Genomic DNA, 23,805 nt, shown 5'->3' with positions numbered 1-23,805 from the left:
GTTCCGCGCGTTGCACCGTCGACGGCGTCCGCGCTACCCGTTTGGGTGAAGACCACACGGGGCAACAGCCGGGCACCGGACCGCACGGCCCCGCCCGGACGAGTGGCCGGTTTCCATCGCCGCCCCCGCCGAGGGGGTGGCCGGATCCCCACCGTCGCGCGCGATGGCCGGTTTCCGGCCGTGGCGCCGGAAAACCACTCGACAATCAGTTGAGAACGAGTAACCGTTCGATCGCTGCCCCGAAGGGGTGAGGTCGGCGCGGGGAGGTAGACTTAAACAGTGTCTGGCCGGACGCGCATCCGCGCATGCCCTGAGCGAACCTGTGTGGGATGCCGGGAGCGAGCGGCTAAGGGCGATCTGCTGCGGACCGTGGTGATCGAGGACGCCTGCGTCCCCGACCGGCGCGGTACGCTGCCCGGCCGGGGTGCCTATGTGCATCCCGCACTGGTCTGCCTCGATCTGGCGGTCCGCCGCCGGGCACTGCCTCGGGCCTTCAGGGGGCCGGGGCCGCTCGACACCACGGCCTTGCGCCGGTACGTCGAGCAGTCTGCTCGGGCAGAGCAGGCAACACCGTAAGAAGCAGGAAGAAGAACGGCACGGCACACCGTGCGGTCAGGTACCTCGCGAGTCGGAAGTAGGTCGAGATTGCGATGAGCACTCGATGAGTACGCGATGAGTACGCCCATGAAGTAGCGACGGTCCGGCGGACGACCACCCCGGACCTAGAAGGAGCGAAGTGGCTAAGGTCCGGGTATACGAACTCGCCAAGGAGTTCGGAGTTGAGAGCAAGGTCGTCATGGCCAAGCTCCAAGAACTTGGCGAATTCGTCCGTTCGGCGTCTTCGACGATCGAAGCGCCGGTTGTTCGCAAGTTGACTGACGCTTTCCAGGGCGGCTCCGGCCGATCCGCTGGTAAGCCCTCGGCGCCGCGTAAGGCAGCGCCGGCCAAGCCCACCCCCTCGCCTTCGGCGGCCGCCCCGGCCCCGACGGCCCGTCCGGCTGCCCCCAAGCCCCCGACGCCCGGCCCGCGGCCGGTCACGCCCGAGGCTCCGGCGGCCCCCAAGATCGCCCAGGCGCCCACCCCGGGCCCGCGTCCGACGCCCGGCCCCAAGGCTCCGGTGCCCGGTCCCAAGCCCGGCCCGGCCGCGCCCGCGGCTCCGGCCCCGGCGCAGCCCGAGTTCACCGCGCCCCCGGCGCCCGCGGCCCCCAAGCCGACCGGCGCCAAGCCCGGTGGTCCCGGCAAGCCCGGTGCCGCTCCCGGCCCGCGCCCCGGCGCCCGTCCGGGTGGCCCCGGCCAGGGCCGTGACCAGGGCCCCGGCGGCCGTTCCGGCGCGCCGCGCCCCGGCGCTCGTCCGGCCGGCCCGCGTCCGGGCAACAACCCCTTCACCTCCGGTGGCTCCACCGGCATGGCGCGCCCGCAGGCGCCCCGGCCGGGCGGTGCTCCGCGTCCGGGTGCCCCCGGCGCGCCCGGCGGCCCGCGCCCGCAGGGTGCCGGCCAGGCCGGACACCCCGGTGCCGGACGTCCGTCCGGTCCTGGTGGTCCCCGTCCCACCCCGGGCGCCATGCCGCGTCCGCAGGGTGCCCAGGGCGGCGGCCCGCGTCCCGGCGGCGGTCCCGGCGGCCCGCGCCCGAACCCGGGCATGATGCCGCAGCGTCCGGCTGCCGGCCCGCGTCCCGGCCCCGGTGCCGGCGGTCGCGGTCCCGGCGGTGCCGGTCGTCCCGGCGGCGGCGGGGGCGGTCGTCCCGGCTTCGCCGGTCGTCCCGGCGGTGGCGGCGCTGGCCGTCCCGGTGGTGGCGGCGGCTTCGCCGGTCGTCCCGGCGGCGGTGCCGGCGGTGGCGGCGGCTTCGGTGGCGGCGGTGGCCGTCCCGGCGGCTTCGCCGGTCGTCCCGGCGGCCCGGGTGCCCGTGGTGGCACGCAGGGCGCCTTCGGTCGCCCCGGCGGTCCGGCGCGTCGTGGCCGCAAGTCGAAGCGTCAGCGGCGCCAGGAGTACGAGGCCATGCAGGCCCCGTCCATCGGCGGCGTGATGCTGCCGCGCGGCAACGGCCAGACGGTCCGGCTGTCGCGGGGTGCCTCGCTCACCGACTTCGCGGAGAAGATCAACGCCAACCCGGCGTCGCTCGTCCAGGTCATGTTCAACCTGGGTGAGATGGTCACCGCGACCCAGTCGGTCTCCGACGAGACGCTGCAGCTGCTCGCCGACGAGATGAACTACAACATCGAGATCGTCAGCCCGGAGGAGGAGGACCGCGAGCTGCTCGAGTCCTTCGACATCGAGTTCGGCGAGAACGAGGGCGGCGACGAGGAGCTCATGCCGCGGCCGCCGGTGGTCACCGTCATGGGCCACGTCGACCACGGTAAGACCCGCCTGCTCGACGCCATCCGCAAGACCAACGTGGTGGCGGGCGAGGCCGGCGGCATCACCCAGCACATCGGCGCCTACCAGGTCTCCACCGGCGTCAACGGTGAAGAGCGCAAGATCACCTTCATCGACACCCCGGGTCACGAGGCGTTCACCGCCATGCGTGCCCGCGGTGCCAAGTCGACCGACATCGCGATCCTCGTGGTGGCGGCCAACGACGGTGTCATGCCGCAGACGGTCGAGGCCCTGAACCACGCCAAGGCGGCCGACGTGCCGATCGTGGTCGCGGTCAACAAGATCGACGTCGAGGGCGCGGACCCGACCAAGGTGCGCGGCCAGCTGACCGAGTACGGCCTGGTGGCCGAGGAGTACGGCGGCGACACCATGTTCGTCGACATCTCCGCCAAGCAGGGTCTGAACATCGACAACCTGCTGGAGGCCGTGGTCCTCACCGCGGACGCCGCGCTCGACCTGCGCGCCAACCCGGAGCAGGACGCCCAGGGCATCGCGATCGAGGCCCACCTGGACCGCGGCCGCGGCGCCGTGGCCACCGTGCTGGTCCAGCGCGGCACCCTGCGGGTCGGCGACACCATGGTCGTCGGCGACGCGTACGGCCGTGTCCGCGCGATGCACGACGACACCGGCAACACCATCGAGGAAGCCGGTCCGTCCACCCCGGTCCTGGTGCTCGGTCTGACCAACGTGCCGGGCGCGGGCGACAACTTCCTCGTCGTCGACGAGGACCGCACCGCCCGCCAGATCGCCGAGAAGCGCGCGGCGCGCGAGCGCAACGCGGCCTTCGCCAAGCGGACCCGCCGGGTCTCCCTGGAGGACCTGGACAAGGTGCTCAAGGCCGGCGAGGTGCAGCAGCTCAACCTCATCATCAAGGGCGACGCGTCCGGTTCGGTCGAGGCCCTGGAGTCCTCGCTGCTCCAGCTCGACGTCGGCGACGAGGTCGACCTGCGCGTCCTGCACCGCGGTGTGGGTGCGGTCACCGAGACCGACATCGACCTGGCGACGGGCTCCGACGCCATCGTCATCGGCTTCAACGTGCGCGCCGAGGGGCGTGCCACGCAGATGGCCGAGCGCGAGGGTGTGGATGTGCGCTACTACTCGGTCATCTACCAGGTGATCGAGGAGATCGAGGCGGCCCTGAAGGGCATGCTGAAGCCGGAGTACGAAGAGGTCGAGCTGGGCACGGCGGAGATCCGCGAGGTCTTCCGCTCGTCCAAGCTGGGCAACATCGCGGGTGTGCTCATCCGCTCCGGCGAGGTCAAGCGCAACACCAAGGCGCGCCTCATCCGCGACGGCAAGGTGGTCGCGGAGAACCTCAACATCGAGGGTCTGCGTCGCTTCAAGGACGATGTCACCGAGATCCGCGAGGGCTTCGAGGGCGGTATCAACCTCGGAAACTTCAACGACATCAAGGTCGACGACATCATCGCCACCTACGAGATGCGGGAGAAGCCGCGCGGCTGATCGCCTCATCGCGTAGCTGACACGCGGTAGACGGCCCGGGGCCGGTCGGCGGATTATTTCCGTCGATCGGCCCCGGCCGTTGCGTGTACGGTTCTGGTGTTCCCGTCGCCCGATGGCGGCGGAGTACGCAGGGCATACACACGAGGCCCCACGGGTGGCTTGACCCGTCTCATATGTACGTAGGGACGTTGTCCTTCGACATCCTCCTTGGCGACGTACGGTCGCTGAAGGAGAAGCGCTCCGTCGTCCGTCCGATCGTCGCCGAGCTCCAGCGCAAGTACGCGGTGAGTGCGGCGGAGGTCGGGGACCAGGACCTCTATCGCAGGGTCAGAATCGGCCTGGCGGTGGTCTCCGGGGACACGGGGCACCTCACGGACGTACTGGACCGCTGCGAGCGCTTCGTCGCCGCACGGCCGGAAGTGGAGCTGCTGTCCGTTCGGCGGCGGCTCCACGGCGACCATGACGACTGAGTGCGTCGGGGTCGCCGACTGTGCTGACCTGGAGGCTGTGACATCAGCGGCGCCGCCGCGGGCCCCCAGGCCCCAGCCGAGTAAAGATTGTGGAAGACAAGAAGGAGACGGACCAGTGGCCGACAACGCGCGGGCGAAGAAGCTGGCGGACCTCATCCGGGAGGTGGTCGCCCAGAAGCTGCAGCGTGGCATCAAGGACCCGCGCCTCGGCTCGCACGTGACCATCACGGACACCCGGGTCACCGGCGACCTGCGGGAGGCGACCGTCTTCTACACGGTCTACGGCGACGACGAGGAGCGGGCCAGCGCGGCCGCCGGCCTGGAGAGCGCCAAGGGCATCCTGCGCTCCGAGGTCGGACGGGCGGCCGGGGTGAAGTTCACCCCGACGCTGACGTTCGTGGCCGACGCGCTGCCGGACACCGCCCGCACCATCGACGACCTGCTCGCCAAGGCGAAGCAGTCGGACGCGAGGGTGCGCGAGGCGTCCTCGGGCGCCCGGTACGCCGGCGAGGCCGACCCGTACCGCAAGCCGGGCACCGACGACGAGGACGGCGCCGCCGCGGAATGAAGCGTGTCGACAAGCCCCACACGCCGGACGGCCTTGTCGTGGTCGACAAGCCGTCCGGCTTCACGTCGCATGACGTCGTCGCCAAGATGCGCGGCATCGCCCGCACCCGTCGGGTCGGCCACGCGGGCACGCTGGACCCGATGGCCACCGGCGTGCTCGTCATCGGCGTGGAGAAGGCCACCCGGCTGCTGGGCCACCTGGCGCTGACCGAGAAGGAGTACCGGGCCACCATCCGGCTCGGCCAGACCACCCTCACCGACGACGCGGAGGGCGAGATCACCGCGTCGACCGGGGCCACCGGGGTGGAGCTGCCCGCCGTCGAGCAGGGCATCGCCGCGCTGACCGGCGACATCCAGCAGGTGCCGTCCAAGGTGAGCGCCATCAAGATCGACGGCAAGCGGTCGTACGCGCGGGTGCGCGAGGGCGAGGACTTCGAGCTCCCGGCCCGCCCGGTGACCGTCTCCTCCTTCGTCCTGCACGCGGACCGCCCGGCCACCGCCGAGGACGGCACCGACGTGCTGGATCTGGACGTCACCGTGGTCTGCTCCTCCGGCACCTACATCCGGGCGCTCGCCCGCGACCTGGGCGCGGCCCTCGGCGTCGGCGGTCACCTGACGGCGCTGCGCAGGACCCGCGTCGGCCCGTACGGCCTGGACAGCGGCCGCACGCTGGAGCAGCACCAGGAGTCCCTGGAGATCATGCCGATCGCCGAGGCGGCGGCCGCGGCCTTCCCCCGCTGGGACGTGGACGCCGAACAGGCCCGCCTGCTCGGCAACGGCGTGCGGATCGCCACCGCCGGCCTCTCGCCGGCCGCCGCGGCCACCGACGGCCCCATCGCCGTCTTCGCCCCGGACGGCCGCTTCCTGGCCCTCATCGAGAACCGCGGCGGCAAGGCGAAGAGCCTGGCCGTCTTCGCCTGAACCAGACCTTCGGGCTCCGGCCCCAAGGTCATCCCACCGGCCGGGCTGCCACCAGCCCGGCCGGCGCTTTCTCCAGCCCGCCCCGGGAGGTGACCCGCCGGGTCAGGCGCGCGATCCCGCCACGACGGCCTCAGGTCTCCGCGGGGCCAGGCGCGCGATCCCGTCACGACGGCCACTTCTCCGCGGGGCCGGCGCGCGGTCCCGCCGTGACGGCGAGAGATCCATCGAACGGTTCCGGCGGATCAGCCCCCACATCCCGCCGCGACGGCGAGAGGCCCTTCGAACGGTTCCGGCGGTGCCGAACCCACCGCACCCGCCGGGTCACCGCGCACCGGTGCCCCGCCGACCGGACCAGCCACCTTCAGTCATCACGCGCCGCACCGCGTAAGCGCGCCGCACGGCGTAAGCGCGCCGCACGGCGTAAGCGCGCCGCACGGCGTAAGCGCGCCGCGCGAGCGGCCCCGTGGGGCGGGCGGCGGCGCAGCCCCGTGCGCGCGCCGCCCGCCCCACGTCTCCTCACCCCCCACCCCCTCTTGCCTATCCATTCGGAGGGCATGATTCACCCCTTCGGGCAGGCGCTCGGAGTGAATCACGGGGGTGGAAGGGGGCGCGTTCCAGCCACGCACTGTCCCGCTGATCATCCGCTCCCTACCGTCGGAGGACGCCGGGGGAGGAGGGCGCCCAGGAACGTCCAGGGACCTCCGGAGACGTCTACGGACGGCTTGGTAAGGGGCGGCACGCGGTGCCGGGGGCGGGTGCCCGGGGCGGCGCCAGGGGGAGGTACGGCGGATGGTGGCGCGGCGGGCCGGGGCGGACCAGGCGTTGGTGCGCATCCGCGACCTGGCCGGGCGCCCGCGCGGCACCGGATTCCTCGCCGACGCCCACGGCACCTTGGTGACCAGCCACGAGACCGTGGACGGGCTGGCCCGGCTGGTGCTGTACGCGCCGGGGGACCGCACGTTCCTGGTGGACGCGGAGGCGGTCACCGCCCTTCCGGAGGCCGATCTGGCGCTGGTGCGGACCGAGGGGCTCGGGGTGCCGCCGCTGCCGGTGGCGGCGGCCGGCACGATCGAGCCGGACGCGGCGGTGCGGCTGCGGGTGCGTGACTGGCTCACCGCGCGGGTGGTCGGTTCCGCCACGGTGACGTACACCGCGACTGACCGATTCCACCTCCTCGGCACGGCGCTGGAGCTGACCCTGGAGACCGGTGCCGCGCGGAGGCGGGGGCGCGTCCCGAGTGTCGACATGGAGCTGGGCGGGGAGGCGGCCGGCGGCCCGGTGCTCGACGCGCGCACCGGGGCCGTGGTCGCCGTGGTGGGCACCGCCCTGCACGCGGGGCACCGCGCGGGCGGCTTCGCCGTTCCGCTGCGCGCCGCCGCCGCGGCGGACCCGGGCGGGCCGCTCGCCGCCCTGCTCGACCGGAACGCCGCGACCGTGCCCGCCTACGGTCGGGACCTCAACCTGGCGGGGGCGCTCCAGCTCACCGCCACCTCCGCCGGCTCGGCCGGCGGCCCGCGCGCCTGGCGGGCGCCGGGCGCCGCGGAGAGCCCGGTGGAGCGGCCCCGGACCCGCAGGGAGTTCGAGCGCTTCGCCCAGGGCGAAGCGCTCGTCCTGGGGCTGGTCGGAGACGCGGGGACGGGCCGTACGACGGAGCTGGCGGCCCTGGCCGCCCGCCGCGCCCGGGGCCCCGAGCCGGCGCCCACGGTGTGGCTGCGCGGGGCGGACCTGAGCGCGGGGGACGGGAGCGTACGGGAGGCGGTGGCCCGCGCGCTCCGCGCGGCTGGCCGCGTCGTCACCGCCTCGGCGGGCCCGGCGGGCACCGTCGGCGACGCCTCGGCCGTCACCCCCGAGGACGTCGCCGGCCTCGCGCGCGCCGCCGGCCGACCGCTGTTCGTCCTGCTCGACGGCCCGGAGGAGATGCCGCCCCGGCTCGCCCACCGGCTCGCCGAGTGGACCGCGGCCACGGCCCGCTGGCTGCGCGAGGCCGACGCCCGGCTGGTGGTGGCCTGCCGCCCCGAACACTGGGAGCGGGCCGGGGCGCTCTTCCCCGACCACGCCCTCCACCGCCCGCGCCGCGCGGTGTCCGTCCCGCCCGGCGCCCCCGCGCGGACGCTGCCCGACTGCGTACGACTGGGCGAGCTCTCGCCCCGCCAGGCGGAGCACCTCCGTGAGCGCTACGGTCTGCCGGCGGGCTCACTCGCCGAGCGCGACGCCCGGCACCCTCTCGCCCTCCGCCTGCTCGCGGAGGTCCGCGCGGCGCTCCCGGGGGCGCCTGGGGCGGTCGGCGACGGGAGCGGCGGGGGTGACGGTGGAGCGGGGGAGGGGGCGGCGGCCGGCGCAGGCTACCGCGGTGACGGTGGAGCGGGGGACGGGGCGGCGGCCGGCGCAGGCCACAGCGGCGACGGCGGAGCGGGGGACGGGGAAGCGGCCGGCGCAGACCGCCGCGCCGACGGCCGTACGGGGCGCGCCCCCGAACCGGAGGAGCCGCCCCCCGACCGCTGCGAGATCTTCGCCGCCTATCTCGACCTCGTCTGTCTGCGGGTCGCCGTCCGGCTCGCCGCCGCCGAGCGGCCGCCCCGACGCGGCACGGCCGTACGGCGGCTCGCCGCGCGCGTCGCCGGGCAGGTCCATGAGGCCGCCCGCCGCTGCCTGGGCCCCGGCCAGGGCGAGCTGGACCGCGACTCCTTCGAGGAGATCTTCCCCTGGCGCACCGGGTGGGCCTCGGCCGTGCTGTCCGAGGGGCTGCTCGTTCCGGCCGGCGGAGGCTACCGCTTCGCCCACGAGGAGTTCGCGGACTGGTTGGAGGGCCTCCATCTCGACCTCGACGCCGCCCTCTACGCGCTGGTCCACCGCTGGTACGACCCGGAGGTCATCGCCGCGCCGAGCCCCCGGAACGGCTTCCGGCCCCAGCCCGAGGCGACGCCGCCGGCCGGAGCCGGGACGGATGCCGCCCCGGCGGGCGGGGGCGCGGGCGGCGGGCCAGGGGGTGGATCGGACGGGGGGCCCGGTGCCCGGTCGGGCGAGGGAGCGCGGGGCCCGGTCGGCCCGGGGCGGTTGCCGTCCCGGCCGCCCTCGGCGCCGGTGAACGCGGAACACGTGCCGCCCCCGCCCGGTTCCGCCGCCGCGTCCGTGTGGGAGGAGGCGGTGGCGGGGGAGCCGGACGGAGCGGGGGGCGGGGGCGGCCGGGCGGGGCGCGTCGGCGGCTCCGGGCGCATCCCCGTGCCCCGGCATCGCATCGGCCCCGTCGTCCAGGCCCTGCTGCTGCTCAGCCGCCGCGCGGGCCCCGGGGCCCTGGTCCGCCGGCTGCGGGACCTGATCGACGCCCTGGACCATCTGGCGGCGTGCGTCCCGTCCCCGCCGGCGGACGCCTCGTGGTGGGCCGCCCACCTGTTGGGGGAGGTCCTGCTGCGGGTGCCGGACGCGGGCGCGTACCGGGAGGTCCTGGAGCCGCTGGCGGACCGCATCACCCAGCGCTCCATCGAGCAGGGCGGCTTCACCAGCGGTGCCCGTCCGCCCACGCCGCCCTCACCGCCCTCACCGCCCCCGCCGGGAACGGCGTCCGAAACGCCGCGCGGGGCGCCGTCCGGATACCCGCTCGACACGCCGGGATGGATCGGCCCCACCACCTGCCCCGGGGCCGTCGGCCGGCCGCTGGGCCCCGCCGCTGTCCGCCCGCCGGGCGGATACCGCGCCCCCGGCGGCCGGGGCGGCCCCCGCCCCCCGCACCCGCTCGGCGCGCTGGCCGAGTTCGGCCCGTGGTTCTGGCTGCGGCTGCCGCTGACCACCGCCGACCGCGTCGATCTGCTGCGCCGTCTGATCCCCGCGGACGCGCCGCCCGCGCCCTCGGGGAACGGCACCGCGCGGCGCGCCGCGGACCGCTTCCTGGGGGCCGTGGCGGGGCTGCTGCGGGCCGATCCGTGTGGGGTGCAGCCGCTGCTGTGCCGGTGGTTCACGGACGAGCGCCCGCTGGCGGTCTCGGCGCCGCCGGACGAGCTCGACCTCCGGCCCACCGTGGCGGCCGCGGCGCAGGCCCTGCTGCACACCCATCGCCTGCGGGCCGTCGACGACCTGGTGGAGGCGCTGGTCGAGTCGGCGCACCCGCGCGCCGACGAGCTGCTGACCGCACTCGCCGAGGACGAGCCGTCGGCGGTCTGCCGGGCCGTGGACCGATGGGCGCACGACGAGCGCACGGAGCGGCACGTGGCGGCCGCGGCCTACGGACTGCAGGCGGTGCGCTGGGTGGGCACCGAGGTCGACCGCGAGCTGTTGCGCTACTCGGCGCTGACCCTGCTCGACCGCCCCGCCGACTGCACGCTGCACGGGGCCGCGCTCGCGCTCCTCGTCCGCGACCCGGCGACCCGGGCCCGGCATCTGCCGCAGGCGCTGGCGCGCTTCGCGGCCGGCGATCCGCACCTGCCGCCGATCACGCTCGTACCCGCCCTGGAGACCCACCCCGAGCCGGTGCTCACCGTCTTACAGGCGCGGCTGTACGAGCCGGGGGAGGGAGTGGGAGAGGTGCTCCGCGCGCTGGCCGAGATCGGCGCCCCCGCCCTCGCGCGGCGCGCCGCCGCCCTCGTCCGCGAGCTGGTGGAGCGCCGCCCCTCCGCCGCCCGCTACGCCGCGGAGTTCGTCGACCGCCGGCTGGAGCAGGGCCCGTCCGCGCGGGCGGTGCTCTTTCCGCTCGTCGTCGGCCTGCTGCGGCGCCAGCCCGCGCAGGTGCGGCACGCCCTGGCGCCGGTGCTGGCGGCGCCGGGCACGGCGGTCTCACGTCCGCTGCGGCAGGAGCTCCTGGACGTCCTGCTGGAGCGCGAGCGGTATGGCGGCGACGATCCGTACAGCGGCGACGATCCGTACGGCGGCTACGAGCCGGGCGGCGCGGGCTGTGGGAACGCGGCCGTACTGGACGCGTTGCTGCGGGCGGCCGCCGAGGGCGCGGCGGACCGCGGCGAGGCCCGTTCCCGCGACCTGGTGCACCGCATCGGCGCCCTGATGGTCCGCACCCCCGAGGGCGCGGCCTGCTTCGACCGGCGGCTGGTGCAGCTGGCCCGTGAGGTGCCGGGGTTCGCACGGCTGGTGCGCGGCTGGTTGGAGGACGCGCCGACGGAGTGGGCGGCGGTGGTGGGGCCGGGCGCGCGCCGAGAGTGCGAGGTGCTGGCCGGGAACTCGTTGCTGTGGCCGCGCGAGCCGCCCGAGGCGGTGACGGTCCCGGTGCGGCGGCGCCTTCGGCAACATCCGCGCGGCCGGACTGCCGGCCGCGCGGACGAGCGCCCAGGGGAGTGGCCGGACGAGCGACCCGGGGAGTGGCCCGGCGGGCCGCAGGGAGGGCGCGTCGGCCGGCGGACCGAGTGGGCGGAGGGGCGGCCCGTCGAGTGGCCGGGAGGGCGGGCCGGGGAGTGGACGGCCGACCAGAGGGGCAGGTGACGGCCGTGCCGGGCGGCCGATGCGAGCGGTGTCGCACCGGCATGGCAGTCTTAGACCTGCGAAATCATGACAGGCAGACAAAGGTTCGGGCGAGGAGCGGGCACAGTGCAGCGCTGGCGTGGCTTGGAGGACATCCCCGAGGACTGGGGACGCAGCGTCGTCACCATCGGCTCCTACGACGGCGTGCACCGCGGTCATCAGCTGATCATCGGGCGTGCGGTGGCGCGCGCCCGTGAGCTGGGGCTGCCCACGGTCGTGGTCACCTTCGACCCGCACCCGAGCGAGGTCGTGCGGCCGGGCAGCCACCCGCCGCTGCTCGCGCCGCACCACCGCCGCGCGGAGCTGATGGCCGAGCTGGGCGTGGACGCCGTCCTGGTGCTCCCCTTCACGGCGGAGTTCTCCCAACTCACGCCGGCCGACTTCGTGGTGAAGGTGCTGGTCGACAAGCTCCACGCGCGCGTCGTCGTGGAGGGTCCGAACTTCCGCTTCGGCCACCGCGCGGCCGGGACCGTGGAGTTCCTGAAGGAGCTCGGCACCACCTACGACTACGACGTGGAGGTCATCGACCTCCACGAGCGCGGGGAGGCGGGCGGCGGTGAGCCGTTCTCCTCCACGCTCGCCCGCCGGCTGGTCGCCGCCGGCGACGTCGAGGGCGCCATGGAGGTCCTCGGCCGTCCGCACCGCGTCGAGGGCGTCGTGGTGCGCGGCGCGCAGCGCGGCCGCGAGCTGGGCTACCCCACGGCGAACGTGGAGACCCTGCCGCACACCGCGATCCCGGCCGACGGCGTCTACGCCGGCTGGCTGACGGCTGCCGGCGAGATGATGCCCGCGGCGATCTCGGTCGGCACCAACCCGCAGTTCGACGGGGTGGACCGGACGGTCGAGGCGTACGCCATCGATCGCGTCGGGCTGGATCTGTACGGGCTCCACGTGGCGGTGGACTTCCTCGCCTACCTGCGCGGCCAGGAGAAGTTCGAGTCGATCGAGGCGCTGCTGGAGCGGATGGCGATCGATGTGAAGCGGGCTCGCGAGCTGGTCGAGGAGCACGCGGCGGCGCGCCGGAGCTGACACCGCCGGGCCCGTCCACCGCGTCCGACCGGCCGGCCGGGGTCCCTCAACCCCCGCATTCGTGATCATGTATGAGGTAAGGCCCCGGGCGACGTGCCCGGGGCCTTACCTCGTTATACGGATCGTGATGCCGACGTGAGGGACGCGCGATGGGTGACCGCCGGCTGACCCGGCCCGGTCGGCTGGTCCGACCGGGCCGGGGCGCCCGGCTACTGCTGCGGGCCGGCGGGCTGCTGCGGGTACGGCTGGCCGTACGGCCCCGGCTGTGCGCCCTGTGCGCCCTCGGGCGCCGGGCCGGGCTGGCCCGGCTGGGCCCCGGGCTGTGGCACCTGCTGGCCCGGCTGGGCCTGCTGCCCCTGCCCGTAGGCCTGCGGCGGCCAGGGCTGGCCCGGCTGTTGGGCGTACGGCTGGCCGGGCACCGGGTGCTGCGCCCCGGGCGCGCCGGGCTGCGGCTGGTGCTGCCAGCCGGCCTGCGGGCCACCCGGCTGCGGCGCCTGCGGGTAGCCCGGCTGCTGCTGGCCGGGCTGGGCCTGGTGGGGCGGGTACGGGGCGGGGGCGCCGGGCTGCTGCTGGCCGGGCATCGGCGGGGCCAGATGCGGCGGCAGCTGGGAGTCGCCGTCCGCCATCCACAGGCCCTGGGCCTGCTGCGCCCGGGTGAAGTCCTCGGCGACCATGGTGGAGAGGTTGAAGTACGCCTCACGGGTCTTCGGCCGCATCATGTCCAGGTCGACCTCGGCGCCCGCCGCCAGGTGCTCGTCGAAGGGCACGACGATCACGCCGCGGCATCGCGTCTCGAAGTGCGACACGATGTCCTCGACCTTGATCATCTTGCCGGTCTCGCGGACCCCGGAGATGACCGTGATGCTGCGCGAGACGAGGTCCGCGTAGCCGTGCGCGGAGAGCCAGTCCAGCGTGGTGCTCGCGCTGCTCGCGCCGTCCACGGAGGGCGTCGAGATGATGATCAGCTGGTCGGCTAGGTCGAGCACCCCGCGCATCGCGCTGTACAGCAGGCCGGTGCCCGAGTCGGTGAGGATGATCGGGTACTGCTTGCCGAGCACGTCGATGACGCGGCGGTAGTCCTCGTCGTTGAAGGTCGTGGAGACCGCCGGGTCCACGTCGTTGGCGAGGATCTCCAGGCCGGACGGGGCCTGCGAGGTGAACCGACGGATGTCCATGTAGCTGTTGAGGTACGGGATCGCGGTCACCAGGTCGCGGATGGTCGCCCCGGTCTCGCGGCGCACCCGGCGGCCCAGGGTGCCCGCGTCCGGGTTGGCGTCGATGGCGATCACCTTGTCCTGGCGCTCGCTCGCCAGCGTCGCGCCGAGGGCGGTGGTGGTCGTCGTCTTGCCGACGCCGCCCTTGAGGCTGATCACCGCGATCCGGTAGCAGGACAGCACCGGCGTACGGATCAGCTCCAGCTTCCGCTGCCGCTCGGCCTCCTCCTTCTTGCCACCGATCTTGAACCGCGAACCGCCCGGATTGCCCTGCTTCTTGGGCTTCGGCTTCGAGCGCAGCAGCCGGTCGGACGAGAGCTCCACGGCCGCCGTGTAGCCCAGCGGCGCACCTGCCCCGTGCCCGCGCTGGCGCTGCTCGGGCGAGATGGTGGGCCAGCCGCCGGTCCGCGGGTCCACGGGGCCAGCGTCGGCACCGGGCAGCGGCGCGCCGCCCTGCCGCGGGTCGGGCTGCGGCTGGGCTGGCTGCGGCTGGGCGGGTCGGGCGTCCTGCTGCACGGCGAAGGGCTGCTGCCCCGCGGCCGGCTGCTGCTGCCCGGTCGGCAGGCCCGGCGCGGGCTGCCGCGCGGCGACGTCGACCGGCGGCTGGGCCTGGACCGGCGGCTGGGCATGGGCGAAGCCGGCCGGCGCCGGCTGACCCGGCTGTCCGGCTTGTCCGGGGACCGGAGCGGCCGTGCCCGGCTGCGGATAGCCGTAACCGGCCGGATGGGCGGCGGGCTGCTGAGCCGCCGGCTGGCCCGGCACCGCGCCGGCACCCGGCTGCGGGAAGCCGTAGCCGCCCTGCGGGGAGGGGGTGTCGGGGGTGGGGGCCGAAGGCCGGCCCGGACCCTCGCCCTGGCCCGGCGCGGCCGCGACGCCGGGACCGGGATGCGGGAATCCGTAGCCGCTCTGCGGGGTCGAGGTGTGGGGAGCGGCCTGGCCGAGGCCCGGCGCCACGGGCTGCCCGGCGGCCGCGCCGGGCTGCGGGTGGCCGTAGCCGGGCTGTGCTGCCGGCCCCCCGTCAGGCGCCGTCGGGCCGGGCGCGCCGGGGACGTTCGCCGCCGGATACGGCTGCGGGGACGCCTGACCGGCGGGGCCGCCCGACGGGTCGGGGGCGGTCGACGGGACGCCCGGGCCGGACGTGCCGGCGGCGCCGGGCAGAGCGGAACCCGGAACGGCGGCGCCGGGCAGAGCGGAACCCGGAACGGCGGCGCCGGGCGCGGGCTGGGGGAAGCCGTAGCCCCCCTGCGGCGCGGGCGCGGCGGGGGCCGGGGCGCCCTGGCCCTGTGGCGCCGCGGCGTCGGCGGTCGCCGGCCGCGCGAGCTCGTGACTGCCGGGGGCACCGGACGCCTGCGCCCCGGCGGGCTGCTGACCGGGCGTCGGGACGGCGCCCGCCCCGGGAGCCGGCACCGGGCCGGGGGCCGGAACGGGGCCGGGCTGCATCTGCGTGCCGGGCACCGGCGGGGGCCAGGCAGCGGCTTGCTGCTGGAAGGAGTCGGCGGCCGCGGGGTCCGTACCCTGTGGCGGCACCGGCGCGTCGGCGCCCCGCGGCGGCCACGGGGAGTCCGGCGCGCCCGCCGGGGCCGGGGCCGGGGCGCCGGCCTGCGGTGCGGCGGGCTGGAAGTCCGGCGGCAGCGGCGGCAGTCCGCCGCCCTGGGCCGGCGGCGGGGTCCAGCCGGCGGCGGGAGCGTCGGCGGCCGCGGCGTGCGGTGGTGGGGTGTCCCGCGGCTCGACGGGGGCGGCCGTGGCCGCGGCGTCGACCGGGGCCACGGCGGGGGCAGCCGACGGGGCGGGCCAGTCGTCGACGCCCTCCGCCGCCGCCCGGCGGCGCAGCGCGGCACCGGAGAACTGCATCGTGCCCTCGGGGCGTGCCGGAGCGTCGGCGAGCGCGGCGCCCGCGTCCTCCGCCGCACGGGCCTCGGCGGCCCTGCGCGCCGCGGCGGGGCCGGGGAAGCGCATCGTGGCGTTGCTGACCAGGTCGCCGCGGTCCGCGCCGTCGTCGGCGGGAGTCTCCGCCGCCGCGACGGACGAGGCGTCGTCCCGGCCGGGGGCGTCGTCCCGGGCGGGGGCGTCGGCGGCGGGCGACGACGCGTCCTGCGCCGCGCGGACGTCGTGGGACGGGCCGTCAGACACCGCGCCGGCAGCGCCGACCGCCCCGGCAGCGCCGACCGCCCCGGCGCCTACCGCCGCGGAGCCGAGCGCGTCGCCGCTGGCACCCTCGGCGGTGTCCTCGGCGCCGGCCAGCGCCGACACCGGCTCAGACGTCGACGTGGACGTCGGCTCAGACGCAGGCTCAGACGCCGACGCAGGCAGCGGCCCAGCCGCCGACTCGGGTTCCGGATCGGCGGTCCGCTCCTCGGCCTCGGGCGCCGGCACCGGCTCGATCCGCGCCTCCGACTCCGGCGCGGGCTCCATGGCGGGCGTCACGTCGGCGACCGCGTCCTGCGACGCGACCTCGGAGGAGGACACGGGCGCGGAGTCGTCGGCGGCCGCCGTGTCCGAGGCGGCCTCAGAAGCCGGCGGGAAGGCGGGTACCGACGGCGGCGGCGGAAAGTCCTCGCCGGGCGCCGGCAGTCCGGGGATCACCAACGGTTCGCCGGTCGGCGGCGGGAGCGTCGGCGACTCGGCGTCGCCGGCGCCCGGGATGGCGCCGGCCGCCGCGTCCTCGCCGCCCCTCACCGGAGTACCCGAGCCCGGCAGGTCCGAGCCCGGCAGGTCCGAGCCCGGCAGGTCCGAACCCGCGGCGTCGGGACCCGGCGCGGGGACCGGGGCGGGCGCGGGCGGGGTTGGCGTCGCCGCCGCGTCCTGCGTGTACCAGGACGGCGTGCTGTAGTCGATGGTGAACTCGCCGGTGTGCTCGTAATCCGCGTCGGATCGATCATCGCCGGGTGTGGTTCCGCCCGCGCGGATCTCGTCCCGATCGCTGCTCACAATGCCTCCTGGTGTGGTCGAGCACCTTGGATGTCCCTGGCGAGGCCGACCGTTGCCGTCGTGCGCTCGGCTATCCCCTTGTGTGACGCGAGGGGCCTGTGATCAGGTTCTCCGCCCGCGTATGACAAGACTAATCACCCTGCGCACCAGGCGGCAGGCCCGTCTCGCCCTGGAGGGCGTCCGTCACCTCGTGCACACCTCGCACACGCCTCGAGCACGTCTCACCGCGTCTCTTCACCTGTCGTCATGCGCGCGGCGGACGCCGGGGAAGTGCCCCGCGTTCGGCTCAGTCCACCCGGCGCGGGGAGCCCAGCAGGCCCGTCTCGGCCTCGGTCGGCTGCGTCATGACGTAGCGCCGGGAGGTCCGGTTGCACCAGAGCGTGACGCCGTCCCCCAGCGTTGACAGGGCGGTCACGTCCGCTTCCGGCAGCCCCATGATCCGGCCGACCTGCTTCGCCTCCTCGGGGGAGACGCGCTGCACGCCCACCAGGTCCGCGTTCTCCAGGAGTCGCGGCGCGACCGGGCTCAGATACGGCAACAGGGTCAGCACCGCCTGCCACGGCAGCGCGGACACCCGCCCCCGCGGAGGGCGCACGCCGCAGTCCCGCACCACCAGCACCGGGCTGCCCACCGACGGCCCCTGCGGCGGCACGCGGCCGACGTCGAAGACCGTCATGCACTGCTGTCCGCCCCCGGCGGCCTGGACCAGGTTGGCCCACATGTGGGGGCGTCCGGTCTCGATGGCGATCCGGGCGCCGGTGCCCGCGGTGCGCAGAGCCAGTGCCTGAGCGGTCCACAACCCGCCGATGAGCACCGCGTCGAACGGCTCCGGCCGGCTGAAGCCGAGCACGGCGGGCACGCCCTGGGCGTCGACCCCGATGGTCACCCCGTCGTCGCCGACCGGAAGCGCCATCGCCGCCAACTGCTCCGCCGACAGCGCATGCCGCTCGCGGCGCGGACCGATGAGACCGAAGCCGGCGCGTGCCCGGCGCGGTGCCGCGGCGCAGGCCGCCTGGGGCGCTCCCGCGGCCCCCGACGCTCCGGCGGAACCGGGCCTCCCCGCGGCACCGGCGCGACCCGCGGAGCTGGGCATGCCGGTGACGCCGGGCATCCCCGGAGTACCGGACGTACCCGTGGTGCCGGCCGCCCCGGCGGCGGTCGGAGAAGTCGTGGCGGACATCAGCGAGTGCCTCCCAGCGGCAGAGTGGCGAGCATGCCCGGCAGCTGCTCTCGGTCCAGGCGTACCAGTCCGACCTTGACGCCCCGTGCGACCCGCTCCAAGGTCTTGCGGGCGTCGACGAGTTCGCTGTCGCTGCGCCCGGTGATCCGCACGTGCCCGCTCACCCGCGGCTCGCCGCCCCAGCCGCGCCCGCCGCCGTGCGCCAGCGTCAGGCTGAAGGTGCTGGCGAGGGCCGGCACGGAGGTGAGCTGCGCGACCACCTGCGGCAGCGGCACGCTGCCCGCGCCCAGCTGCGGCCAGCGGCCGACCCAGTAGGTGGTGTGCCAGCGGTCGTCACAGCGCCAGGCGCGCGATGTCTCCACCGTGCGACGGTTGGGCGTGCTCGCCCGCGCGGCCTGGGCGGTGGCGGCAGGGTTGGCGCAGGCGGAGGTGGCGACGGCGGCCGCCAGCTCGCCCTCCTCCAACGCCTTGGCGGCGAAGCCCGCCCCGGCGAGCCGGCTCGCCAACTGGTCGACCGCGCGGACCAGACAGCGCTGCGCGCCCTCCAGACCGCCGCCGCGCGCCGCGACGGCCTCGGCGCACAGCTCCGGGTGCAGCTTGAGCGCCACCCAGGTCAACCGGACGGCGGGGGCGCCGCTCTGCTCCTGAAGCGGGCCGTAGCTGCGGGCCGCCACCGACTGCTCCGGAAGGTGGGGGGCGGGCGCCGGCTGGGTGTGCTGGACGACCTGCACCGACTCCAGCCGGACGTCGTCCACCCGCAGCGCGTCCCGCAACAGCCCCAACGGCAGCGGACGATCCGCCGCCCCCGGCCGCAGCGGGTCGTCGGAGCCCTGCACCTGGAGCACGGCGGTCAGGAAGGTGCCGTCGCCCACCATGCCCATCTCGCGGCGGTCGCGCGCGGTGTACGCGTACGAACGCAGCGCCGGATCGCACTCGACGGCGGGCGCCAGCGACGGGTCCGTGCCGGCCGGAACCGGCTCCTTGGCGCGCTTCTGACGACGGCGCAGCGCCACCGCGGTGGCCAGCCAGTCCGGCACCGGCTGCTGCCGACGGCGCAACACGGCCACCACGAGCAGCAGAACGGCGACGGCCGCGGCCGGACCGACCAGCAGCGGGGAGGGGGAGATGGCCCAGGCGACCAGCACCAGGGCGGCCGCGACCTCGAACAGCACCAGCTGCCGCAGTCGCGGGGCCCCGAAGCTCGTGGTGCGTGAGGGCTGCCGCGGTACGGCACGCTCGGGAGTGCGCGCGCGTGGGGCAGAGCTCATCAGGGAGACCACCTTGTCCTTTTCATCCGGAACAACCCGTCGCGGCGGGTCGGCTGATCGCGCTGTCACGGTATCGGAAACACATCACGGCGCCGCCGGCGCCCGAACCCTGCCCGAAACCCTCCCGGAACGCGGCGTATCGGCCCCGCCCCTCGACACCCCCATCACACCCGCCCCTCGGGTACCGGCATAGTAGAGAGCCGGTCCGGGACGGTGCGCACGGCGGACGTCCGCGGACCGAGGCCGACAACTGGGGCCGACAACCGGGGAGAAGCGGCTACACATGGCATCGCGGCGGGACGAGCTCAACGCCTACACCTTTGCGCGGAAGCGGACCATCTCCGCCTTCCTGCAGCCTGCGCTCAGCGTCACCGAGGAAGGCGCGCCGCGCCCGCTGCGCGCGGTGCTGCCGGGTCTGATCATCGGGGCGCTGATCCTCGCGGGCTTCGGCGCCTGGGGCATGTTCAAGCCGCCGGCCCCCAAGGGCTGGGACGATCCCGAGGCCCATGTCATCGTCGGCAGCTCCTCCACCACCCGTTACGTGGTGCTGAAGACCGACGGCAAGAAGCAGCTCCACCCGGTGCTCAACCTCGCCTCGGCCAAGCTCCTGCTCAGCCCGGGCAAGTCCAGCATCATCAAGGTGAAGGAGTCGGTGCTGGACAGCGGGGACATCCCGCGCGGCCCGACGCTCGGCATCCCGTTCGCCCCCGACCGCATGCCCTCCGCCGACGACGCGCGCAAGCAGAAGCACTGGGCGGTCTGCGAACAGCCCGGCGGCAACAACACCAGCACCCAGAAGGCGGTCTTCCTCTTCGCCGACCGCGAGGCGGACAAGGTCGAGGGCTCCGAACGGCTGCGCGGCGCCGAGGTGCTCTACGTCCAGGGCAGGTCCGGCGCCCGCTACCTGGTGGACCCGCGCGGGGTGAAGTACCTGATCGGCAACGCGAAGAACCGTCAGGAGGCCACCGGCCCCGAGTACAACCTGCTGCTGCGCACCCTCTTCTCGGACGGCGCGATCCCGCAGCAGGTGACCGACGACTGGCTCGGCACCCTCAAGGACGGCCAGCCCATCGTCTTCCCCACGGTCCCCGGCGAGGTCGGCACCGACGCCGGCGTGGCCACCCTGGGGCAGCGCGCCAACCGGGTCGGCATGGTGCTCACCGCCTCCACCGGCACCGGCCCGCAGCACTACGTCGTGCTCAAGGGCAAGGTCGCCCGCGTCTCCGACTTCGTCGCCAACCTGCTGCTCAGCAGCGGCCAACTGGCCGACCTGGAGCAGAACGGCAAGGCCGAGCAGGTCAGCGCGGCCGACTTCACCTCGGACGCGGAGGAGTTCTCCGGCGACCGCAACTGGCCCGTCGAGCGCCCGCGCCAGGTCAACTCCGTGGACCCGAACGAGGGCGGCGCGGCCCACGACACCGTGTGCAGCATCCTCGACGGGGTCGGCTCCGACGCCACCCCGCGGTTGGGCACCTGGGCCGGCAAGAACTACCCGGCGACCATCATGGACGGCGCCACCAGCGCCTATGTCACCCCGGGCACCGGCCTCCTCTACCGGCAGATCCAGGGCAAGTCCACCAAGACCGGACAGGTCTTCCTGGTCACCGACACCGGGCTGCGCTATCAGGTGCAGGCCAACAGCGACAGCAGCACCGACAAGTCCAAGATCGGTGACGTGGGCGCGGAGCAGAAGGGCACCGAGGGCGAGGGCCCGACGGACGAGGAGCCGCCGGCGCCGGCCGCACAGCCGCAGACCGAGGCCAACGAGGCGCAGACCCGGCTCGGTTACGAAGGCGTGGACCCGCTGCCGGTGCCCGCCAACTGGTCGCAGTTCCTGCCGATCGGGCCGCGCCTGGACACCAACAGCGCTCGACAGCCGCAGGGCCTGTAGTGGCCGTAGGGCCGGTAGTGGCCGTAGAGCCGGCAGGGACGGCACCGGCGGCACCGGGGTCGGGAGGCACCGGCGCCGGGGCCGGGAACACGGGGGAAGCGAGGGAACGACGAGTGACACGGATGGACGGGGACGGGGCGCCGCGCAGGAGCCGGGCCGCGGGACTGGCGGCCACGGCCGCCCTCATCGGGCTCACCGGTTCGCTGGGGATGGCCGAGCCGGCCGCCGCGGCCGGTCGGGGCCCGGGCCCGGCATCGGCCTCGACGACCCTGGACGGGAACGGCGAGTGCACCTTCCCGATGAAGAAGCAGATCAAGGGCACTCCCTGGCCGTTGCAGCGGATCGTCCTGGACCAGCTGTGGAAGGACACCAAGGGGCGCGACCCCGACGGCAGACCGGTGCGGGTGGCCGTCATCGACACCGGCGTGGACAACGAGAACCCGCAGCTGAAGACGGCGGTCGACGCGAGCAGCGGCGCGAACTACCTGCCGCGGAAGGAGACCGAGCGCCCGCCGCAGCCCGAGCCCGAGCCGGAGCCGAAGGACGACGCCAAGGACCCCAAGGACGGGAAGAAGGACGAATCCAAGCCCAAGCCGAAGCCCAAGCCGCCGCCACCGCCCCCGCCCAAGCCGCGTGACGGCACGGACGACGAGGTCGGCCACGGCACCAAGGCCGCCGGCATCATCGCCGCGCGCCCGCGGCCGGGCACCGGCTTCGTCGGGCTCGCCCCCGAGGCCACGATCATCCCGCTGCAGCAGAACGACGCCCGCGGCACCGGCACCCCGCGCACCATGGCGCTGGCCATCGAGAAGGCCATCGCCGAGGGCGCGCAGATCATCAACATCTCCCAGGACACGGCGGGCCGCCGCCCCTCGCCCGAGCTGGAACTGGCGATCGCCAAGGCCATCGGCGAGGACATCGTGGTCGTCGCCTCCGCCGGCAACGACGGCGCGGACGGCAAGTCGCACCGGACCTACCCGGCGTCCTACCCGGGCGTCCTCGCGGTGGCCGCCTCCGACCGCAACAACGAGCGCGCCGTCTTCTCGCAGAGCGGCGACTTCATCGGGGTGGCCGCGCCCGGCGTCGAGATCGTCTCCACCGTCCCCAAGGGCGGCCAGTGCGTCGACAACGGCACCAGCTTCTCCGCCCCGTACGTGGCCGGGGTCGCCGCCCTGATCCGGGCCAAGCACCCGGACTGGAAGAACCACCAGGTCGTGGCGCAGATCGAGCAGACCGCGGAGCGCGGCGTCAACGGCCGCGACCGCTACATCGGCTGGGGCGTCGTCGACCCCGTTCGGGCCCTCAACGACGACGAGCGCCCGATCGACAAGCCCACCGCCGAGAAGCCCCACGCCGCTGACGTGAAGCCGCCGCAGGTGACCCCGCTCCCCGAGGGAGAGACCCCGCAGGAGCGCCGCGAACGCCTGGCCACCTACGCGCTCGGGACGGCCGGCGTGCTCGTGGCGGTCACCACCGGCGGGGCCGTCGTGCTGCGCGACTGGCGCCGCCGACGCGGCCCGGGAAACCCGGTGACGTCGTGAAGCGACGCCGTCCGGGGGAACCCGGCGGTGTCGTGAAAGGAGCAGGTCGACGGGGTGTCAGGAAGCTGACGGTACGGCAGACCGAAGTTGACCTTGGCTGTAACAGCGCTGTCACAGCCCCCGTTACCCGGTAGTTCGGCGTTTCGAGGGTGGCTAGAGTGGGAGTTGACAACTTCGGTCTGATGGTTATCGGGCGCCGCGACGGCGGCCGCCCCGAGAACATCCAAATCATGGGGGATGGTTCAGCGTGGCAGGTACGTTCGGTGCTAAGTCCGATGAACTCACGGAGCTGATCAAGGACCTCGGGGTGATGCACGACAGCATCGAGGGCAAGATCCGCACCCTCAACGGTGTGATCGACGCGATCGAGGGCCACTGGAAGGGCGTCGCGGCCGGTGAGTACAACGCGCTTCAGGAGCGGGTGAACCGCGACGTCGCGCGCATCAAGGAGATGCTCGCCTTCACCAAGGAGGCCATGTCGGCGAGCCGGGACGGCTTCGACGAGCACGAGATCGAGCGGCTGAACGCCTGGAAGGGCGTCGACGCGAGCGTGCCCGGCGGCCTGGGCAGCAACGGTGTTCTCGACCGTTTCCAGGCTTCCTAACCCGTCCACCAGCTCGATTCACGTCCAGGAGACTCAAAGCTCATGAAGATTACGTACGAGGTCGTGACCAAGGCCGCCGGCGACGTCCAGAAGACCGCCGACGACCTCCAGCGGGAGCTCGACTCGCTCAAGAGGCGGGTCGAGGCTCAGGTCGCCCACTGGGAGGGTCAGACCAAGGAGGCGTTCCACGACCGCCAGCGCGACTGGGACACGCGGGTCACGAACATGCACGACACCCTCGGCACGATCGCGACCAAGCTCAACCAGGCCGTCACGGGCTACCAGGACACCGACGACGCCCAGCGCCGCCGCTTCACCTCGCTCTGAGGTCGGCTGACCTCCACGGAACATCAAGACCGCCGATGAGTGTGGGATGTGCGCTGACGCACATCCCACACTCACGGCTGTTAGGCATCAGGCACTAGGGGAGGTGCTTCATGGGAGAATCGGCCCCAAAGGGCAAGGTGGACGCTCCCAGCGACTCACTGCAGGAGTTCAAGAAGAAGGTCGACAAGCTCCTGCTCGAACTGGGCGAGTCCGACGCCAACCACACGCGTATCGGCGAGCAGAAGGTCGCCGCCACGGCATACGGCTCACTCCCGCAGTCGCCCACGCTGGCGACCGCCTACAGCACCATGCACCTGAAGCTCCAACAGCTCTCGAAGATGCTGGGCGAGCAGCTGGAGGCGATGGGCATCGCGGTCGGCCTGGCCGACGGCGACTACCAGGCGACCGACCAGAAACACGCCCAGCGGCTGCAGCAGATCCAGGCGAGCAGCAAGGCCTATTACGAGGCCTGGGAGAAGCAGAACGGTAAGAAGGACGCGCCGGAATCCGGCAAGGGCAAGGCCGGTGGCGATGAAGACCTTGGCAAAAAGGGCGCCTGAGGCGAAC

Annotated in this window: 15 protein-coding genes; 12 read left to right on the top strand and 3 right to left on the bottom strand. The window is 74.7% G+C overall.

Annotated elements, in window-relative coordinates; all coding sequences use genetic code 11:
- The first annotated feature begins 279 nt into the window (after positions 1-279).
- From LRS74_RS08735 to LRS74_RS08705, 7 genes are all read left to right on the top strand, one after another.
- Positions 280-576 (top strand): YlxR family RNase P modulator, encoded by a 297-nt coding sequence (locus LRS74_RS08735; protein ID WP_277740474.1) that lies wholly within the window; start codon positions 280-282, stop codon positions 574-576.
- A 160-nt stretch (positions 577-736) separates the two neighbouring features.
- A complete protein-coding gene (gene infB, locus LRS74_RS08730) occupies positions 737-3,838 on the top strand; it encodes a translation initiation factor IF-2 (RefSeq protein ID WP_277740473.1) in 3,102 nt (1,033 codons plus the stop codon).
- A 173-nt stretch (positions 3,839-4,011) separates the two neighbouring features.
- Positions 4,012-4,308, top strand: a complete 297-nt coding sequence (locus LRS74_RS08725; RefSeq protein ID WP_144381777.1) for a DUF503 domain-containing protein — start codon at positions 4,012-4,014, stop codon at positions 4,306-4,308.
- A 115-nt stretch (positions 4,309-4,423) separates the two neighbouring features.
- Entirely contained in the window at positions 4,424-4,876 is a 453-nt protein-coding gene (gene rbfA, locus LRS74_RS08720) for a 30S ribosome-binding factor RbfA (protein WP_144381778.1), read from the top strand.
- Positions 4,873-5,796, top strand: a complete 924-nt coding sequence (gene truB / locus LRS74_RS08715) for a tRNA pseudouridine(55) synthase TruB (protein ID WP_277740472.1) — start codon at positions 4,873-4,875, stop codon at positions 5,794-5,796. The genes rbfA and truB overlap by 4 nt, the downstream gene beginning before the upstream one ends.
- Positions 5,797-6,585: 789 nt before the next feature.
- Positions 6,586-11,217 (top strand): serine protease, encoded by a 4,632-nt coding sequence (locus LRS74_RS08710; protein WP_277740471.1) that lies wholly within the window; start codon positions 6,586-6,588, stop codon positions 11,215-11,217.
- A gap of 105 nt (positions 11,218-11,322) precedes the next feature.
- A complete protein-coding gene (locus LRS74_RS08705; RefSeq protein WP_277740470.1) occupies positions 11,323-12,285 on the top strand; it encodes a bifunctional riboflavin kinase/FAD synthetase in 963 nt (320 codons plus the stop codon).
- Positions 12,286-12,494: 209 nt separating this feature from the next.
- Here LRS74_RS08705 and LRS74_RS08700 read toward each other — a convergent pair whose 3' ends face one another.
- The 3 genes from LRS74_RS08700 to eccE form a co-directional block, all read right to left on the bottom strand.
- Positions 12,495-16,427 (bottom strand): SCO5717 family growth-regulating ATPase, encoded by a 3,933-nt coding sequence (locus LRS74_RS08700; RefSeq protein WP_347178115.1) that lies wholly within the window; start codon positions 16,425-16,427, stop codon positions 12,495-12,497.
- A gap of 286 nt (positions 16,428-16,713) precedes the next feature.
- Positions 16,714-17,607, bottom strand: coding sequence for a hypothetical protein (locus LRS74_RS08690; RefSeq protein ID WP_277740469.1), 894 nt, complete (start codon positions 17,605-17,607; stop codon positions 16,714-16,716).
- Positions 17,607-18,875 carry a type VII secretion protein EccE gene (gene eccE / locus LRS74_RS08685; protein ID WP_277740468.1) on the bottom strand — a complete coding sequence of 423 codons (1,269 nt, stop codon included), beginning with the start codon at positions 18,873-18,875 and terminating at the stop codon, positions 17,607-17,609. The genes LRS74_RS08690 and eccE overlap by 1 nt, the downstream gene beginning before the upstream one ends.
- A 283-nt stretch (positions 18,876-19,158) precedes the next feature.
- Between eccE and eccB the strand changes: the two genes are divergently transcribed.
- The 5 genes from eccB (at position 19,159) to LRS74_RS08660 (ending at position 23,798) form a co-directional block, all read left to right on the top strand.
- Entirely contained in the window at positions 19,159-20,766 is a 1,608-nt protein-coding gene (eccB, locus tag LRS74_RS08680) for a type VII secretion protein EccB (protein ID WP_277740467.1), read from the top strand.
- A gap of 122 nt (positions 20,767-20,888) precedes the next feature.
- On the top strand, positions 20,889-22,307 hold the full coding sequence (mycP, locus tag LRS74_RS08675; protein ID WP_277744659.1) for a type VII secretion-associated serine protease mycosin: 1,419 nt from the start codon (positions 20,889-20,891) through the stop codon (positions 22,305-22,307).
- A gap of 247 nt (positions 22,308-22,554) precedes the next feature.
- Positions 22,555-22,911 carry a WXG100 family type VII secretion target gene (locus LRS74_RS08670; protein WP_277740466.1) on the top strand — a complete coding sequence of 119 codons (357 nt, stop codon included), beginning with the start codon at positions 22,555-22,557 and terminating at the stop codon, positions 22,909-22,911.
- A gap of 42 nt (positions 22,912-22,953) precedes the next feature.
- Positions 22,954-23,238 carry a WXG100 family type VII secretion target gene (locus LRS74_RS08665; RefSeq protein ID WP_277740465.1) on the top strand — a complete coding sequence of 95 codons (285 nt, stop codon included), beginning with the start codon at positions 22,954-22,956 and terminating at the stop codon, positions 23,236-23,238.
- Between the two features lie 110 nt (positions 23,239-23,348).
- A complete protein-coding gene (locus LRS74_RS08660; protein ID WP_277740464.1) occupies positions 23,349-23,798 on the top strand; it encodes a hypothetical protein in 450 nt (149 codons plus the stop codon).
- Positions 23,799-23,805 lie beyond the last annotated feature (7 nt).

The organism is Streptomyces sp. LX-29 (assembly GCF_029541745.1).
In the GTDB taxonomy this organism is placed as follows: Bacteria; Actinomycetota; Actinomycetes; order Streptomycetales; family Streptomycetaceae; genus Streptomyces.
This window is presented reverse-complemented; position numbering and strand designations above follow the sequence as displayed.

What these genes read in the sequence shown, in the direction of transcription:
- LRS74_RS08690 (WP_277740469.1), bottom strand. Translation starts at nt 17,607, where the DNA reads ATGTCCGCCACGACTTCTCCGACCGCCGCCGGGGCGGCCGGCACCACG.
- LRS74_RS08710 (WP_277740471.1), top strand. Translation starts at nt 6,586, where the DNA reads ATGGTGGCGCGGCGGGCCGGGGCGGACCAGGCGTTGGTGCGCATCCGC.
- LRS74_RS08725 (WP_144381777.1), top strand. Translation starts at nt 4,012, where the DNA reads ATGTACGTAGGGACGTTGTCCTTCGACATCCTCCTTGGCGACGTACGG.
- mycP (WP_277744659.1), top strand. Translation starts at nt 20,889, where the DNA reads ATGGACGGGGACGGGGCGCCGCGCAGGAGCCGGGCCGCGGGACTGGCG.
- LRS74_RS08665 (WP_277740465.1), top strand. Translation starts at nt 22,954, where the DNA reads ATGAAGATTACGTACGAGGTCGTGACCAAGGCCGCCGGCGACGTCCAG.
- truB (WP_277740472.1), top strand. Translation starts at nt 4,873, where the DNA reads ATGAAGCGTGTCGACAAGCCCCACACGCCGGACGGCCTTGTCGTGGTC.
- LRS74_RS08660 (WP_277740464.1), top strand. Translation starts at nt 23,349, where the DNA reads ATGGGAGAATCGGCCCCAAAGGGCAAGGTGGACGCTCCCAGCGACTCA.
- eccB (WP_277740467.1), top strand. Translation starts at nt 19,159, where the DNA reads ATGGCATCGCGGCGGGACGAGCTCAACGCCTACACCTTTGCGCGGAAG.
- eccE (WP_277740468.1), bottom strand. Translation starts at nt 18,875, where the DNA reads ATGAGCTCTGCCCCACGCGCGCGCACTCCCGAGCGTGCCGTACCGCGG.